General features: G+C 57.9%; 11 protein-coding genes. 3 read left to right on the plus strand and 8 right to left on the minus strand.

Features of this window, described 5'->3' with window-relative positions:
- Positions 1–13: 13 nt before the first annotated feature.
- A complete protein-coding gene (locus ACI0FJ_RS14155; RefSeq protein WP_424304546.1) occupies positions 14–2482 on the minus strand; it encodes an EAL domain-containing protein in 2469 nt (822 codons plus the stop codon).
- 379 nt (positions 2483–2861) lie between these two features.
- On the opposite strand from ACI0FJ_RS14155, the gene ACI0FJ_RS14160 reads away from it, so the two are divergent.
- The 3 genes from ACI0FJ_RS14160 (at position 2862) to ACI0FJ_RS14170 (ending at position 5554) form a co-directional block, all read left to right on the plus strand.
- On the plus strand, positions 2862–3863 hold the full coding sequence (locus ACI0FJ_RS14160) for a 4Fe-4S binding protein (protein WP_424304547.1): 1002 nt from the start codon (positions 2862–2864) through the stop codon (positions 3861–3863).
- Positions 3864–3947: 84 nt separating this feature from the next.
- A complete protein-coding gene (gene dapF / locus ACI0FJ_RS14165; RefSeq protein ID WP_424306574.1) occupies positions 3948–4793 on the plus strand; it encodes a diaminopimelate epimerase in 846 nt (281 codons plus the stop codon).
- A 416-nt stretch (positions 4794–5209) separates the two neighbouring features.
- On the plus strand, positions 5210–5554 hold the full coding sequence (locus ACI0FJ_RS14170; protein WP_424304548.1) for a DMT family transporter: 345 nt from the start codon (positions 5210–5212) through the stop codon (positions 5552–5554).
- A gap of 40 nt (positions 5555–5594) precedes the next feature.
- On the opposite strand, the gene ACI0FJ_RS14175 is transcribed toward ACI0FJ_RS14170, so the two are convergent.
- The 7 genes from ACI0FJ_RS14175 to aroC all read right to left on the minus strand — a co-directional run bounded on the left by ACI0FJ_RS14175 (position 5595) and on the right by aroC (position 13766).
- Positions 5595–6998 (minus strand): cobyrinate a,c-diamide synthase, encoded by a 1404-nt coding sequence (locus ACI0FJ_RS14175; protein WP_424304549.1) that lies wholly within the window; start codon positions 6996–6998, stop codon positions 5595–5597.
- Positions 6999–7167: 169 nt separating this feature from the next.
- Complete coding sequence (locus tag ACI0FJ_RS14180) at positions 7168–7404, minus strand: dissimilatory sulfite reductase D family protein (RefSeq protein WP_424306576.1); 237 nt, start codon at positions 7402–7404, stop codon at positions 7168–7170.
- Positions 7405–7491: 87 nt separating this feature from the next.
- Positions 7492–8637, minus strand: a complete 1146-nt coding sequence (gene dsrB, locus ACI0FJ_RS14185) for a dissimilatory-type sulfite reductase subunit beta (RefSeq protein ID WP_424304550.1) — start codon at positions 8635–8637, stop codon at positions 7492–7494.
- Positions 8638–8688: 51 nt separating this feature from the next.
- Positions 8689–10002 carry a dissimilatory-type sulfite reductase subunit alpha gene (gene dsrA / locus ACI0FJ_RS14190; RefSeq protein WP_424304551.1) on the minus strand — a complete coding sequence of 438 codons (1314 nt, stop codon included), beginning with the start codon at positions 10000–10002 and terminating at the stop codon, positions 8689–8691.
- Positions 10003–10758: 756 nt separating this feature from the next.
- The gene (locus tag ACI0FJ_RS14195; RefSeq protein ID WP_424304552.1) at positions 10759–11502 is read right to left on the minus strand and encodes a DVU0298 family protein; all 744 of its coding nucleotides are present in this window, start codon (positions 11500–11502) and stop codon (positions 10759–10761) included.
- A 159-nt stretch (positions 11503–11661) separates the two neighbouring features.
- Positions 11662–12564: a DMT family transporter gene (locus tag ACI0FJ_RS14200; RefSeq protein WP_424304553.1), complete on the minus strand. Its 903-nt coding sequence runs from the start codon at positions 12562–12564 to the stop codon at positions 11662–11664.
- 146 nt (positions 12565–12710) lie between these two features.
- Positions 12711–13766 carry a chorismate synthase gene (gene aroC, locus ACI0FJ_RS14205; protein WP_424304554.1) on the minus strand — a complete coding sequence of 352 codons (1056 nt, stop codon included), beginning with the start codon at positions 13764–13766 and terminating at the stop codon, positions 12711–12713.
- Between the last annotated feature and the right edge of the window lie 62 nt (positions 13767–13828).

Here is a 13828-nt window from a genome sequence, read left to right on the forward strand (position 1 = left end):
AGCAACGCAGCGATCAGCCTGTTCCCGCAACCCCGGTTAATTTTCTCCGTAACAGCTCCGTTGCCTGCTCCGCACTCACCGGGCGGCTGAACATGTAGCCCTGGGCTTTTTCGCACTGCATGTTCTGCAAAAACGCCAGCTGGCCCTCTGTTTCCACACCTTCGGCCACAACCTCCAACCCAAGGCTCCGGGCCATGGCAATGATGGACTGCACAATGTGCACGCTTTCCTCGGACTCTTCGCCGCTTATAAACGAACGGTCTATCTTGAGCACGTCCACAGGCATCTGCTGCAGATAGCTCAGCGAGGAATAGCCGGTGCCGAAATCGTCGATAGCCAGCAGGATGCCGAGGTCCTTCAGCTCGTTGAGTTCCTTGATGGCGGACTCGGGATTCTGGATGAGCAGGGATTCGGTTATCTCCACCTTCAGACATTTGCCGGGCAGCGAGTATTCCTCCAGCTTTTCGCGGATAAAGCTCACCAGGTTGCCCTTGCCGAACTGGCGGCTGGACACGTTGACGTTGACGCTGAAATCCGGATTTTCCGCGTCCAGGTTCAGAGAATGGTCGTCCAGCCATTCGCGGAGCTGGCGCAGCGAGTCGGCAATGACCCACTGGCCCAGGGGGATGATGAGGCCGGTTTCTTCGGCCAGGGGAATGAATTTGTCGGGCGGAACCAGGCCACGCTTGGGGTGCGGCCAGCGGACAAGCGATTCGAATCCGCAGATGCCGCCCCTTCTGACGCAGACGATGGGTTGGAAATGCAGCAACAGCTCTTTTTTGCGTATGGCCTCGCGCAGTTCCGTTTCCATGGTGACGGATTCCAGCAGGCTGGCGTGCATTTCCTGATCGAACACCAGATAGCCCTGGCGGGTTTCCTTGGCGCGGTACATGGCGATATCCGCATCGCGGATGATCTCCTCGCCGCTCCTGTAGGTTTCCGCCTGGGCCACCACGCCTATGGAGCCCATGGGCTGGATGGTCTTGCCGCCGATAGTCATAACCTTGCGCAGCTCGGCAAGGATGCGGCTGGTAATTTCCTCTACTTCCTCGGCTCCGTTTATGTCTTCCAAGATAATGGCGAACTCGTCGCCCCCCAAACGGGCCACGGTATCGGCCTGGCGTACCTGTTCGCTGAGCCGCTTGCCCACGCCCACCAGCAGCTCGTCGCCAGCCTGGTGGCCAAGGGTGTCGTTGACGTTTTTGAAGCGGTCCAGGTCGAGCATGAGGACGGAAAAGCCCTTGCGGCTGCGGCGTCCGGCCCGCCGGATGGCATGGCCGAGCCGTTCGGAAAAGAGCAGGCGGTTGGGCAGGCCGGTAAGGGAATCGTGAAACGCTTGGTGCGTTATCTGGGCCTCGAACGCCTTGCGCTCGGAAATGTCCTGGTAAACATAATATATTCCAGCCACTTCACCATGCTCATGCACAGGAAAGCCGATCATGGAGACGGGCAGCAACGTGCCGTCCTTGCTTTTGCGGTAGGTCTCCTTGGCCAGGGACGAGCCGGACATGATGTTGTTGCGGTAGTTCTCGCATTCGTCCTGCAGGTGGTCGGGCACGATAAGCGGACGCATGCCGAACCCGATGATGTCCTTGCCCCGGTAGCCGAAGAGTTTTTCAAAGCCCGCATTGACGTCCACCACGTTGCGTTCCAGGTCGATGAGCAGGATGGCCTGGGGCGAGTTGTCGAAGAGCTGGCGAAAATGCTCACGTTGGTGCGCCAGGGCTTCTTCGGCATGTTTGCGCTGGGTAATGTCCATTACCGTGCCTTCAAAGCACACCAGCCGTCCCTGGGCATCGTGAACGGGACGCGCGTTTTCCGAAATCCAGATGATGCTGCCGTCCCGGCGGTAGATTTGCGATTCGAAGTTGATGACCTCGCGCTGGGTTTCCATGATCCGCACAAAATCGTCGCGCCGGTTGGGCAGAACGTACAATTCGTCCTTTATGGAATTGTAATGCTGGATCATCTCCCGGGGCGTTTCAAAGCCGTACAGCCGGGCAAGGGAGGGGTTCACCTCCAGATAGCGGCCCTCTGGCGTGCTTTGGAAAATGCCTTCCACGGTATTGTTGAAGATGGAGCGGTAGCGCTCTTCCGCAGCCCGTGTGTCGCCCACGGCCTGAAACTGGCTGCCCAGCCTGTGATAGACGGCCAGGTAGCCTACAGAGCCGGAATCGCAGTTCCGGGAGGGCTGGATGTCGATCCTGAATTTGGTCCGGGTGCCGTCTTTTTGCGTGCATTTGCGGTCGCACTGCAAACATTCCGGGGCTTCGCCTTCGTTTGTTTCGTACATGCTGGAAAGCGCGCTGACGGTAACGCCGGGAAGATTTTCCGCGGCCCCGAAACATTCGTTAAAGGCTTTGTTGGTGCAATGTATGGTTCCGTCTTCTTCCGCAATGCACATGGGTTCGGGTGCAATTTGAAAGTAGCTGGAAAAGCCGGAAAAGAAGTTTTCTGCGTCCGTGGAGTCCTGAGTGAACATGAGAGCCTCAAAAACGTAAAAAGATTAGGCAACATTTGTGTTAATGCAAGGACGTGCCCATATTAAAGAAAGTATATTATTTTGGGGTATTAAGCAGTTTGCTGCCCTGCCGTATGTAACCAAATTGTATATTTTCACCAAAAATGATTTCTCGCAGGCGAAAAAGAGCTCACAAAAACCTGCAGAATCTTTGAAAAATCGCCTGCACAGAGCGGCAGCCATGGGTTTTGAACGGAGTTTATTGGAAATTTATTGTAGACATTTTTGTAAGTGTACACATTCCTCCGAATGTGCGAGGAAATCTTCCGGCGGGGCGGAGGCTGTGTATGCCTCTGGAAAACATGGTGCCCTGCCGTGTTGTCTAACGGAAGAATGTATCATGAAAAATATGCCCGGTCCTACCGTGTTCCGGCGCTTTCTGCAGGGCGCAATCGCCCTGTTCTGCCTTTATGTCGGCTACTGTTTTCACGCTTTTCTGTCCTGGGTCCATAATGGCGGACCGGCCGTGCCGCGCCCGGCCTCCGTGGAAGCCTTTCTGCCCATCAGCGCGCTCATGGGGCTCAAGCGCTATGTCCTGACCGGCCTGTGGGACAATGTGCATCCGGCCGGTTTGGTCATTTTGCTGGCTGCCATAGGCATGGCGTTGTTGTTCCGCAAAGGTTTTTGCGGCTATGTCTGCCCCGTGGGGCTGGCCTCCAACCTGCTCGCAAAGCTGGGGAAAAAGATGTCCCTGGCCTTTACGCTTCCCCGCTGGCCAAGCCGTGTGCTTTCCGTGTTCAAATACGTGTGGCTGGCCTTTTTTCTGGTGAACGTGCTGTCCATGCCCGTGGCGGCGCTCAACCAGTTTCTGATGTCTCCCTACAACCTGACGGCCGATGCACGCATGCTGGAGTTTTTCACCAGCCCCAGTGCAAAGGCTCTGATGGCTTTTGCTGTGCTGGCCGTGCTGGGTATTGTGTTCAGGAATTTCTGGTGCAGGTATTTGTGCCCTTACGGCGCGTTTCTGGGGCTGTTTTCCTGGATGGGGCCCATGGCCGTGCAGCGGGACGCAGACGCCTGCGTGCACTGCGGAAAATGCGCCAAGGCCTGTCCTTCGTCCATCCAGGTGGACACCAAGGCACGGGTGACTTCGCCCGAATGCATCGGCTGCATGGCCTGCGTGGAAGCCTGCCCTGTGGAGGGCTGCATACAGCTTGGTGTGGGCTACGGTTCCGGAACCGGCCAAGTCAAGGAGGGAAGGACTTCCCTGCCTTTCTGGGCCGTGGGTGCGGGCTGTATCGGCCTGCTGATTCTTGGCTATGTTCTGGCTTCGGTAAGCGGCCATTGGGATAACGCACTGCCTGCCAACATGCTCAGGATGCTCTACCTGCGCGGAGCCTGAGGACGGCGGTCTGAACTCTCGACGAGCGGGCCAAAGCTATGTTAGCCAGTCGAGAAGTAATATTGCACGCGAGGTACATTGAAGATGGGTATTGATTTTTCCGCAGCTGTTCATTTCTTCAAGATGCAGGGCAGCGGCAACGATTTTGTGGTTATCGACAATCGGACCGCCAAAGTCGCGGTCGACGACATGGCCGACTGGGCCAAGTCCTTGTGCCGCAGGGCGTTTGGTATTGCTGCCGACGGCCTGTTTTTTCTCGAAGAGGCGCCCGAGAGGGACGACGTGGATTTTCGCTGGCATTTCTACAATGCCGACGGTTCCCGCGCCGAAATGTGCGGCAATGGGTCGCGCTGTGCCGCGCGGCTGGCCTACGAGCTGGGCATGGCCCCGGTGGAGCACTCCATTGGGACGGATGCCGGTGTTGTGCGCGCCAAGGTGTTGCCGGAACTCGGCCAGGTCAAGGTGCAGCTTACCGACCCGTTCGACGAGCGGCTGAACATCGAAGTGGGCCTGTCCGACGATTTGAACATCTGCCATTTTGTCAATTCGGGCGTGCCCCATGCCGTGGTTTTCACGGACGATGTGGAGGAAGTGGACATCTCTGCCATGGGCAGCAAACTGCGCTTTCACGAAGAGTTCGCCCCGGCCGGAACCAATGCCAACTTTGCCCAGGTGGTGGACAAGGAGCACATGCTGCTGCGCACCTACGAGCGCGGCGTGGAAGACGAAACCTATGCCTGCGGCACGGGTGCCTGCGCTTCGGTTTTTCTGGCGCACCGCTTGGGCCTGACCGGACCTGTGGTGGAAGTGACCACCTCGGGCGGTGAAAAGCTGGTGGTGGATGTGACCGACGGCAAGCTCTTTTTGCAGGGCGGGGCCGAGATTACCTTTCAGGGTGAGGCCAATTTGACCAGCCTGGGCCTTGCTTAGGGGGTAAGGGCTGCCGAAAATGGCGCGTTAGCGGCGTTGTTTCAGAAGATTCAAGCCCTCGCGTATATAAGAATACGCGTCGACCTTGAATCTCCCTCACGCCTTGCTTCCGCACCATTTTGATCAGCCCGCGAAGTTGGGAAGTTGGGTAGAAGAGTGAGAAAGAGAGGTTAGCCTGCGAACGTGGGGAGCCTGCGAAGATACGAACTCCAGGGAAAGTCAGAGATGGCTTTCCCTTTTTTGTGGGGAATGGGCTTTGGAGGGAGAGTCTAATATTTCGGAGGAATACACGAGGCCGTGGGTCTTTGTACACTTGGTTGCCGAACCATTTGAGCCGTCCGCGCAGTTCGACTACTGTGGGGACTGTCTGAGAAGGCCTCGCCTTTTGGATTTGCAAGTATCGGGGAGATGCACTCATGAATCAGTTGGCGCTGTCGTATCTGTATCTGGCCTTTGCCATTGTCTCTGAAGTCATTGGAACAACCTTTCTGCAGAAGTCCGAGCAATTCAGCAGGCTTGTTCCCACGCTCCTGGTGGGAGTGTTTTATGCGGCTTCGTTTTTCCTCCTGTCCCTGGCGCTGAAAAATATTTCGCTGGGAGTCGCCTATGCAATTTGGGGAGGAGTGGGGATCGTTCTGACCGCAATCATCGGTGTCGTGGTGTTTCGCCAGACGCTGGATGCCGGGGCGCTCGTCGGGATAGGGCTGATTGTTGCCGGAGTGATTGTGGCGAATGTTTTTTCCAACACGCTTTCGCACTGAGGCGAAGCGCATAACAACGTGCGGAGCCGGTGTGCGCCGTTTATTCGGCGTTGCGAGCTTTGCGAAATTTCGACGCGGCAGCCACGAAGCGAGGGGCCCACTTTGGCACGGACAGGGCGTGGATGTGGCTGTATCCGGCCAGGGTGTTGTTCACGGTCAGGCCGTCCCGGCCATTGTGGATGCCGGAGCCGCGGTTGATCTTGAAGGAAAAGTGCAGCTCTTCCTCGTCCGGTTGGGACGAGCAGCAGGAATAGTGGAATTCGTGGCCGTGGATGGTCTCTCCGGCCTTGTAGAACGCGGTGTCCGATTCGACCCTGGCCTGGATGTAGCCCAGCCCCTTGGGCCGTTCGCACAGCCGGGTGTCCAGGGGAAACACGCCTGCCATGGGATAGGTGCGGTCCTGGTATTCGATGGAGCGGGCAAGGTACATGAAGCCGCCGCATTCCGCGTAAATGGGCATGCCTGCGCGGGACAGGGAGCGCACCCGTTCCAGTGCCGCGGTATTGGCGGAAAGCCGTTCCGCCAGGGTTTCCGGAAAGCCCCCGCCGATATACAGGCCGTCCAGCTCGGGCCATGGTGCTGAATCCAGCAGCGAGACCGTGCGTATGGTCGCTCCGGCCCGTTCCAGTGCTTCGATATTCTCCGGATAATAGAACCAGAACGCCTCGTCCTTGACCACGCCGATGACAGCCTCGCCAAGGCCCTGCGCTTCGGGCCACAGCGTATAGTCCGGTGCGGCAAGCGGAGGAGCGGCGTCGGCAATGGACTGTATGCGGTCCAGGTCCACGTTGTCGGCAATGATGTCGGCCAGCGGGTCGAGAATGGCTGCTCCGTCCATCTCCCTGTTCGACCACAGCCCCATGTGACGCTCGGGAATGGGGTTATCCGCTATTTTCGGCAGAGTCCCCAGCACGGGTATCGAAGTATAGCGCTCGATGGATTCTCGCAGGATTTTGCGATGTCTGGGACCGGCCGTGCGGTTGAGAATGACCCCGGCCAGATTGAGTCCGGGCTCGAACCCGGCCACACCCTGGATGATGGCGGCAGCCGTGCGCGTCATCTTGGTGGCGTCAACGACGAGAATGAGAGGAGCTTCCAGGCAACGGGCCAGGCTGGCCGTGGACATGGAACCTTCGCTGTCCATGCCGTCGAACAACCCCCGGTTGCCTTCCACAATGCCTGCCTCGAAGCCGCGCATGCGTTCTATGAAAAGGGCGCGCACGCAGTCGTCGGACATGAAATAGGAATCGAGATTTGCCGCCGTGTTGCCGGCTGCCAGAGAAAGCCAGGCCGCGTCGATGTAGTCTGGCCCTTTTTTGAATGGGCGGATGGATTTGCCGGATCGGGAAAAGGCGCGACAAAGCCCCAGGGAGACGATTGTCTTGCCTGCACCACCGGAAAGACCGGCCAGAATGAGGCGTGGCAGTTCGTGTGTTTTGTGCACGTGGCGGCTTGTTCGGCTTTAGAAATACAGAACCGGGCCGAGGGATCTTGTGAATCCCTTGCAGCCCGGTCTTGGCGAAATACGTATTTCGTCAACATCTTCCACGCCTGACGCCGGGCTGTGCCCTTGGCAGGCTCCGACCTGAGGTACCGCAGGCCGAGGGAAGATTTTAGTCTTCACCCTCGCCATGGGCCTGTTTGCCAGCGCCCTTGAGGCCATACAGGGTGGTGGATCCCGAAGACCAGTATTCCATCTTCTCTTCCTTGACCAGTTCGGTCAGGATCTTCTTCACTTCGCGAGCCTTTGCATCGGGAAACAGCTTGGTGAAGTCGTTGAAGTAGAATTTGGATTTGGAACCGGTCTTTTCTTCCAAAAACTTCAGGATTTCAACTTTTCCGGATTCCATATCGATAGGCATAACGTGAACCCCTTGGTTAGTTATGATGGGCGCGGTCCGAGAGGGACCGCGCCCTGGGTGTCTATAAGGCTCAGACTACCACTTGAACTGAGTGGTCTGACGCCAGGAGTAGTAAGCCGGGTCGCGGAAGTCGTCGATCAGGTGCGGCGTGAAGGGGATGTCGCACACTTCGAAGAAGCGTTCCCAGCCAATACGTTCGGCCCAGTCGCCCAGACGTTCGTACTTGTTGGCACCGGCAGCGTAGGCGTCCACGATCTTTTTGATGGTGGCCGTCAGTGTGGGCCAACGGGGAGGTTCGTTGGGCACGTATGCCACAACAACCTTGGAGAACTTGGGCTGGCTGATACGGTTGGACAGCTTGCCGCCAACCATGATGGCCAGGCCGTCGCCTTCGCCGTCGGACAGGGGCAGTGCGGGGCACATGGTGTAGCAGTTGCCACAGAACATGCAGCGTTCGTCCTTGATCGCCACGCTGTTCTTCTTCTCACCGTTCAGTTCGACCTTGGTGGGACGAATGGCGGCGGTGGGGCAGGCAGCGACGGCCAGAGGAATTTCGCACAGGTTGTCCAGAACAGCGTGGTCCTTCATGGGCGGCTTACGGTGAATGCCCAGGAAAGCGATGTCGGAGCAGTGAACCGCGCCGCACATGTTCAGGCAGCAAGCCATGGATACGCGCAGCGGAGCGGGCATATCCATTTTGCCGAAGTGGTCGAACAGCACGTCCATAACGGCCTTAACGGTGCCGGAGGCGTCCGTTGCAGGCGTATGGCAGTGCACCCAACCCTGGGTGTGGACGATGTTCGTGATGGAGGCGCCGGTTCCGCCGATGGGGAACTTGTAGGAGCCGCCGGGGAACTTGCGGGACAGCAGATCTTCTTTCAGAGGAGCCACTTTGTCCTTGCTGTCCACCATGAACTCGAGGTTGTTACGAGTGGTGAAGCGCAGGTAGCCATCGCAATACTTGTCGGCGATGTCCATAACTTCACGCATCAGGGTAACGGACATCAGGCGGGCAGTTGCACAACGGATGGTGTACACTTCAGCGCCGCTTTCAGCCACGTGCAGCAGAATGCCGGGCTCCACGATTTCGTGGTATTTCCATTTACCGAAGTTTTCCTTGATGACCGGGGGAAGAAACTGATCGTATTTCTTGGGCCCGATATCGGAAATCCGGTTCTCCATGGGTTTAGCGGGATTGTATCCTGTGGAGATAAATGCCATGGTATATAACCTCCCGTAAATTTGGGCTTTTTAGTGTTGCGTTGGTCTCGACTACAGGGAGTGACGCTTGCGGTAATCCGAAATGTCGCGATCCCAGCCACCGGGAACTTCATCTTCCTTCCAGAAGATGTAGGGGTTCTCACGGGGATGTTGTACGTGACGCGCATCGGCTTCGATGCCGGTAACTTCAAGCAGCTTCTGGAAGCCAAGGCGCTTCATTGTTTCGCCGAGACGTTCGCGGTTCTTGCCCTCTTCCATCCACCAATCCCAGATGTTTTCCACAACTTCCTTCAGCTCGTCGAAGTCGCCTTCGGCCTTGATGAAAGGCACGAGCAGGGAAGCCATCTGTGCACCGTCGAGGATCGGAGCCTTGGCACCGCAGAGGATGCTCAGGCCGCGTTCGTCACCGATACGCAGGGCGCGGGGCATGGTGTTGATGCAATGCATGCAGCGCACACATTCTTTGTTATCGATGGACAGCTTGGAGCCGTCGTAGCTGATGCACTTGGAGGGGCACAGAGCCACAACTTCTTTCTCGATGTCGAAAGCACCCCAGTCACGACCGGAGTGGGCGCCTGCGTTCGGGGCGATTTCGCCGCCAACATAGGCCTTCACGGCTTCCTGATCGATTTTGATGTCGTCCTTCCAGGTTCCGATGAAAGACATGTCGGAACGGGCGATGGAGGCAACGCAACCGTTGGGGCAGCCGTCAAACTTGAACTTGAACTTGTAGGGGAATGCGGGACGGTGCAGTTCGTCCTGGTATTCCATGGTCAGGTTGTAGCAGGCTTCCTGCGTGTTGTAGCAAGCGTATTCACAGCGGGATTCGCCGAGGCAGCAAGCGGGAGTACGCAGGTTGGAGCCGGAACCACCAAGGTCGACGTCCATATTGTGAGTCAGTTCAAAGAAAATTTCTTCGAGCTGCGGGGTGGTGGTACCCAGCAACACGATGTCGCCGGTGGAGCCGTGCATGTTGGTCAGGCCGGAACCGCGGAAATCCCACAGGTCCATCAGCTGGCGCAGAAAAGCGGTGCTGTAGTATTTGCCGTTGGGCTGAGCAACACGCATGGTGTGGAAGTGAGCAACGCCCGGGAACTGTTCGGGGGAGTCACAGTAACGGCCGATAACGCCGCCGCCGTAACCGAACACGCCGACGATACCGCCGTGCTTCCAGTGTGTTTCACCATCTGTGTAGGAGAGTTCCAGCACACCGAGGAGGTCTTCGCAGACATCAACCGGGATCTGGTACTCGACGTTGTTGGGGTTCGCTTTGCGGTTCTCGGCTTCCAGCTTGATGTCGTCAACAAAGCTCGGCCAAGGTCCCGAACACAGCTCATCGAGCTTCGGGGTCGCATGTTTCGCCATTGTCCATTACCTCCGTCGTTTCTGATGTTAAGGATTGTATCCCTGTCAGCTTACGCATTGAGTGTATGTAAAGCCCCAACCATATTACGTAATCTTAATGGCTAGGGGCATCCGTCCAAGTAGTACACGGAAAATGCGGCGGCGATTTATTTGGTAAGGCTCGTTCAAATATGAACAAGCCAACCTTCCTGCTAGAAACAATTAGTTGTTTTGTCAACTTCCAGCAGGCCAAAGCGGCTCATCGCACGCGGTAGTGCGGTGAGCATAGTACCCGCCAAGCATTTATTCAACGCCTGTCCACCCAGGTTATTTTCGCAAGGACTGCTTCTATGGTAGTCTGCTTAAACTAATTGTTGCGAAAATACAAGCGCGGCAAGGCATTTGTAGCTTTTTACATATAATAGGCTGGGGTGGAATGCGATCGTTTTTGTTCCCCGGAAAGGGAGCTGGGCATGTATCCCAATCCCCCCTTCCGCAAGCCCGGGGCGGCCCGCCTGTGTGGAAAATTCTTTTTTTCGCAGGCTTGCGTGGCTGGTGCCGGGGGACCATTCGTGTCTTCACTTCGGCTGGGTCATGGGGAACATGGACCCCGTCTGCATGGCTCCGTCTGCCCAAAACCGCGCCAATCCCGCGCCAAAATACGCCAACCAATATCCCTCAATCGAACTTGTCAATACAACAAAAAGGCCGACCCTATTCAGGGCCAGCCTTTGATTGTTTGCAATGTTTTACCTGCCGGGGAAACCTCCCGACAATTCAGTTCTGTATTCGTTCCATAGCCTCGCGCGCCAGGGCGCTGACCGTGGTTGATTCCAGGCGGTTGTTTCGAAACAGGCTTACCGGGGCCTGGTCGTCCAGCAGGCCGGAAAGCGGTTCCATGGAGCGCGCAGCCCCGATGCTGCCGAGAGCCCAGCAGGCAAGGCCCCTGGCCTGGGCGTCGTGACACTCCAGTCCCTCGTAGGTGCCTTCCCTGCCTTCCATGGCCTTGGCCGGGTTGATTATCTCTTCCAGGTCGTTCAGCCCCTTTTCCAAGAGTTCGGGCCGTTCCTGGGCCAGCCGTCCCAACCCCCACAGCACGCCCCAGCGCAGCGGCGGATGGTCCAGAAAATTGCCGTGGCAAATGCCCTCGTATTCCTGCACGTAGGAAAGCAGAATGGTGTGGTATTCGCTGGCCAGCCGTTCGTTGACGGCCATTATCTCGCCCCAGGTTTCGCCGATGCCCCAGCCGATGTTTCCGGACTCCTCGTTCATCCGCCAGATGAGCTGGCGCATGACGATGCGGGCGTCTTCGAAGTTTTCGCGGGCCATGCGGTCCACAACCTTGCCGAATGCCGTTACCGCGCGCCAGGGAACCTCGGGAACAGGGCTGAGCAGCAGGGAAAAAAGAGTGCCGACAAGTTTCTTGGGCGCGTAGTCGTCAAGTTCGGGCAGGCGTTCCTGCCAGCTGTCGGATTGCAGCAGGTTATCGACGAATTGTTTGGTCATGCGGAACGAGGCCATGTTTCCTCCAAAAGTTACCTTGTCGTTTCGCCTGAACAGAGAAAGGTGTGCCAATTTGGGGCGGCGAAACGCTTTCCCGTAAAATTCGTGGGGAATTTTACGGGGTGAGTCTCTAATAATAGGAATATTTACTAGAATAACAAGGGGTATTCCGCAAACTCATGCTTTTTGTCGTGTTGCCAGCAAAATACCGCCAATGATGGCAATGCCGGAAATGGCATGGGTCCAGGTGATCTGCTCACCCAATATGAGCCAGGCCTCCAGGCCACAGAACAGGGGCAGGCTGTAGTAGACCATGCCCGCCGTGGACGGCCCTATGGAAGCCACGGCCCTGTTCCAGAACAGGTAGGAGAGCAGGGACGCCCCAACGCCGATGTACACAACGGAACCGAGAACGTGGGCCGAAGGCAGTGTGGGAGGAGTTGCGGCCCACTGCCACGCCACCCAGGGGAGCATCATTATCAGGCCGAACAGGAATGTTGCCGCCAGGTATGTGGTGGGTTCTATTTCCGTCGGCTTGTTCCGCACCAGAATGGTGTAGACCGCAAAGATAAAGGTTGCCAGCAGCATCCACAGATCGCCCTGGTTGAACTGCAACCCGGCCAGCCGTGCAAACTCTCCATGCACGGCCAGGGTCACCACACCGGCCGAAGACAGGACAATTCCGGCCAGTCGCTGCCAGGTGATGGGCTCGCCCAGAAATATCCGGGCCAGAAGAATGATGAAGACCGGGGCGAACACGGCAATGAGCGAAAGGTTCAGGGCCGTGGTCTGGTGTCCGGCAATGTAGACGATGGTATTGAAGATGGTGACGCCCAGAAAGGCGATGCAGACGAGATGCCACAGATTGCGGGCAATGACCTGCCGCTGCCGGGCAAGGGCCTTTGCGGCAAAGGGAAGCAGCACGATGGTGGCGGTGAACCAGCGGTAAAAGGAAAGCGTTACCGGGTCGATGTCGTCAACCAGTCCGCGTGCGACAATGAAGTTCCCCGACCAGATCACAGTGGCCAGCAGGGCGTAGATGTATCCGGCCTTGCTCTCGGCCGTCAGGGCGGTACTCATGGAAAATGATCCTTTACAAGGTGGTGTTGCCGGGGTGTTGCGCCGGGAAATGCGGAAAGAACCGAAGAATCGCCTTCCTCGGTTTACTGGGAAATCTTCCGCACAAGGTTTGTTGATGTTGGTGTGCCTTTGCTGCGGGGCAGAGGTTAGCGGCCCATGCGTCGTTGCAACAGGACAAAGTCCGCAAGCACCAGCCGGACCATGGCCTTGAGCACAGGCACCACACGCGGGATGGCGCTGATGTCGTGGCGTCCGCCAATGGTTATTTCCGTGGGCCGGTTGTTGCGGTCAATGGTCTGCTGGGGCAGGCTGATGGAGGGGATGGGCTTGATGGCCGCGCGGACCACCAGGGGCTGGCCGCTGGAAATTCCGCCCAGGGTTCCGCCGCTGGCATTGCTGGCAAATCCTTCGGGGGAGATTGCATCGTTGTTGCGGCTGCCGGTGGAGCGGGCCGCGCTGAAGCCGCTGCCGATCTCCACGCCTTTTACCGCGCCCACGCCCATAAGCGCGTAGGCAAGGCGGGCGTCGAGCTTGTCGAACACCGGCTCGCCCAGCCCGGCGGGCAGGTTGCGGGCCTGAATTTCCACGATGCCGCCCAGGGTGTCGCCCTGTTTTTTTACCTCGCGGATGCGTTCGTCCCACAGGGCCGGGGCATCGGGATCCGGGCTGAAAAAGGCACGGGCTTCCGCGCCGTCCGGGTCGATTATCTGCGCGGGAATGGAGCCGAGTTCCGCGGTGTAGGCCAGCACGTCGATGCCGCAGGTATCCAGAAGCTGTTGGGCAATGGCGCCGCCCGCCACCCGGCTGAGGGTCTCGCGGCCCGAGGAGCGTCCGCCGCCCCGGTAGTCGCGAAAGCCGAATTTGGCGTCAAAGGTAAGGTCCGCATGTCCCGGACGGTAGACGTCCTTTATCGTGGAATAGTCGCGGGAGCGGTGGTCTGTATTGTCCACATGAAAAGCAATGGGCGTGCCTGTGGTCCTGCCCTCGAACACGCCGGAAAGCAGGCGGACCGTGTCCGGTTCCTTGCGTGCGGTGCTTGCCGGGCCGGAGCCGGGTTTGCGTTGGTCCAGGGCCTGCTGAATGCAGGCTTCGTCCAGGGGGATTCCCGAGGGGCAGCCGTCTACCACACCGCCCAGTCCGGGGCCGTGCGATTCGCCGTATGTGGTGAGGCGGAATATTTTTCCGAAAGTGTTGGCGTCCATGGCCTTGTTTTGCAGAAACCGGGGGCGGTGGCAAGCCACAGTTGCGGCCGATGCAAAAGGAA

Source organism: Desulfovibrio sp. 7SRBS1, assembly GCF_049723905.1.
Classification (GTDB): domain Bacteria; phylum Desulfobacterota; class Desulfovibrionia; order Desulfovibrionales; family Desulfovibrionaceae.

Coding starts and splice junctions, on each gene's coding strand:
- ACI0FJ_RS14155 (WP_424304546.1), bottom strand. CDS start 2,482: ATGTTCACTCAGGACTCCACGGACGCAGAAAACTTCTTTTCCGGCTTT.
- ACI0FJ_RS14160 (WP_424304547.1), top strand. CDS start 2,862: ATGAAAAATATGCCCGGTCCTACCGTGTTCCGGCGCTTTCTGCAGGGC.
- dapF (WP_424306574.1), top strand. CDS start 3,948: ATGGGTATTGATTTTTCCGCAGCTGTTCATTTCTTCAAGATGCAGGGC.
- ACI0FJ_RS14170 (WP_424304548.1), top strand. CDS start 5,210: ATGAATCAGTTGGCGCTGTCGTATCTGTATCTGGCCTTTGCCATTGTC.
- ACI0FJ_RS14180 (WP_424306576.1), bottom strand. CDS start 7,404: ATGGAATCCGGAAAAGTTGAAATCCTGAAGTTTTTGGAAGAAAAGACC.
- dsrB (WP_424304550.1), bottom strand. CDS start 8,637: ATGGCATTTATCTCCACAGGATACAATCCCGCTAAACCCATGGAGAAC.
- dsrA (WP_424304551.1), bottom strand. CDS start 10,002: ATGGCGAAACATGCGACCCCGAAGCTCGATGAGCTGTGTTCGGGACCT.
- ACI0FJ_RS14195 (WP_424304552.1), bottom strand. CDS start 11,502: ATGGCCTCGTTCCGCATGACCAAACAATTCGTCGATAACCTGCTGCAA.
- ACI0FJ_RS14200 (WP_424304553.1), bottom strand. CDS start 12,564: ATGAGTACCGCCCTGACGGCCGAGAGCAAGGCCGGATACATCTACGCC.
- aroC (WP_424304554.1), bottom strand. CDS start 13,766: ATGGACGCCAACACTTTCGGAAAAATATTCCGCCTCACCACATACGGC.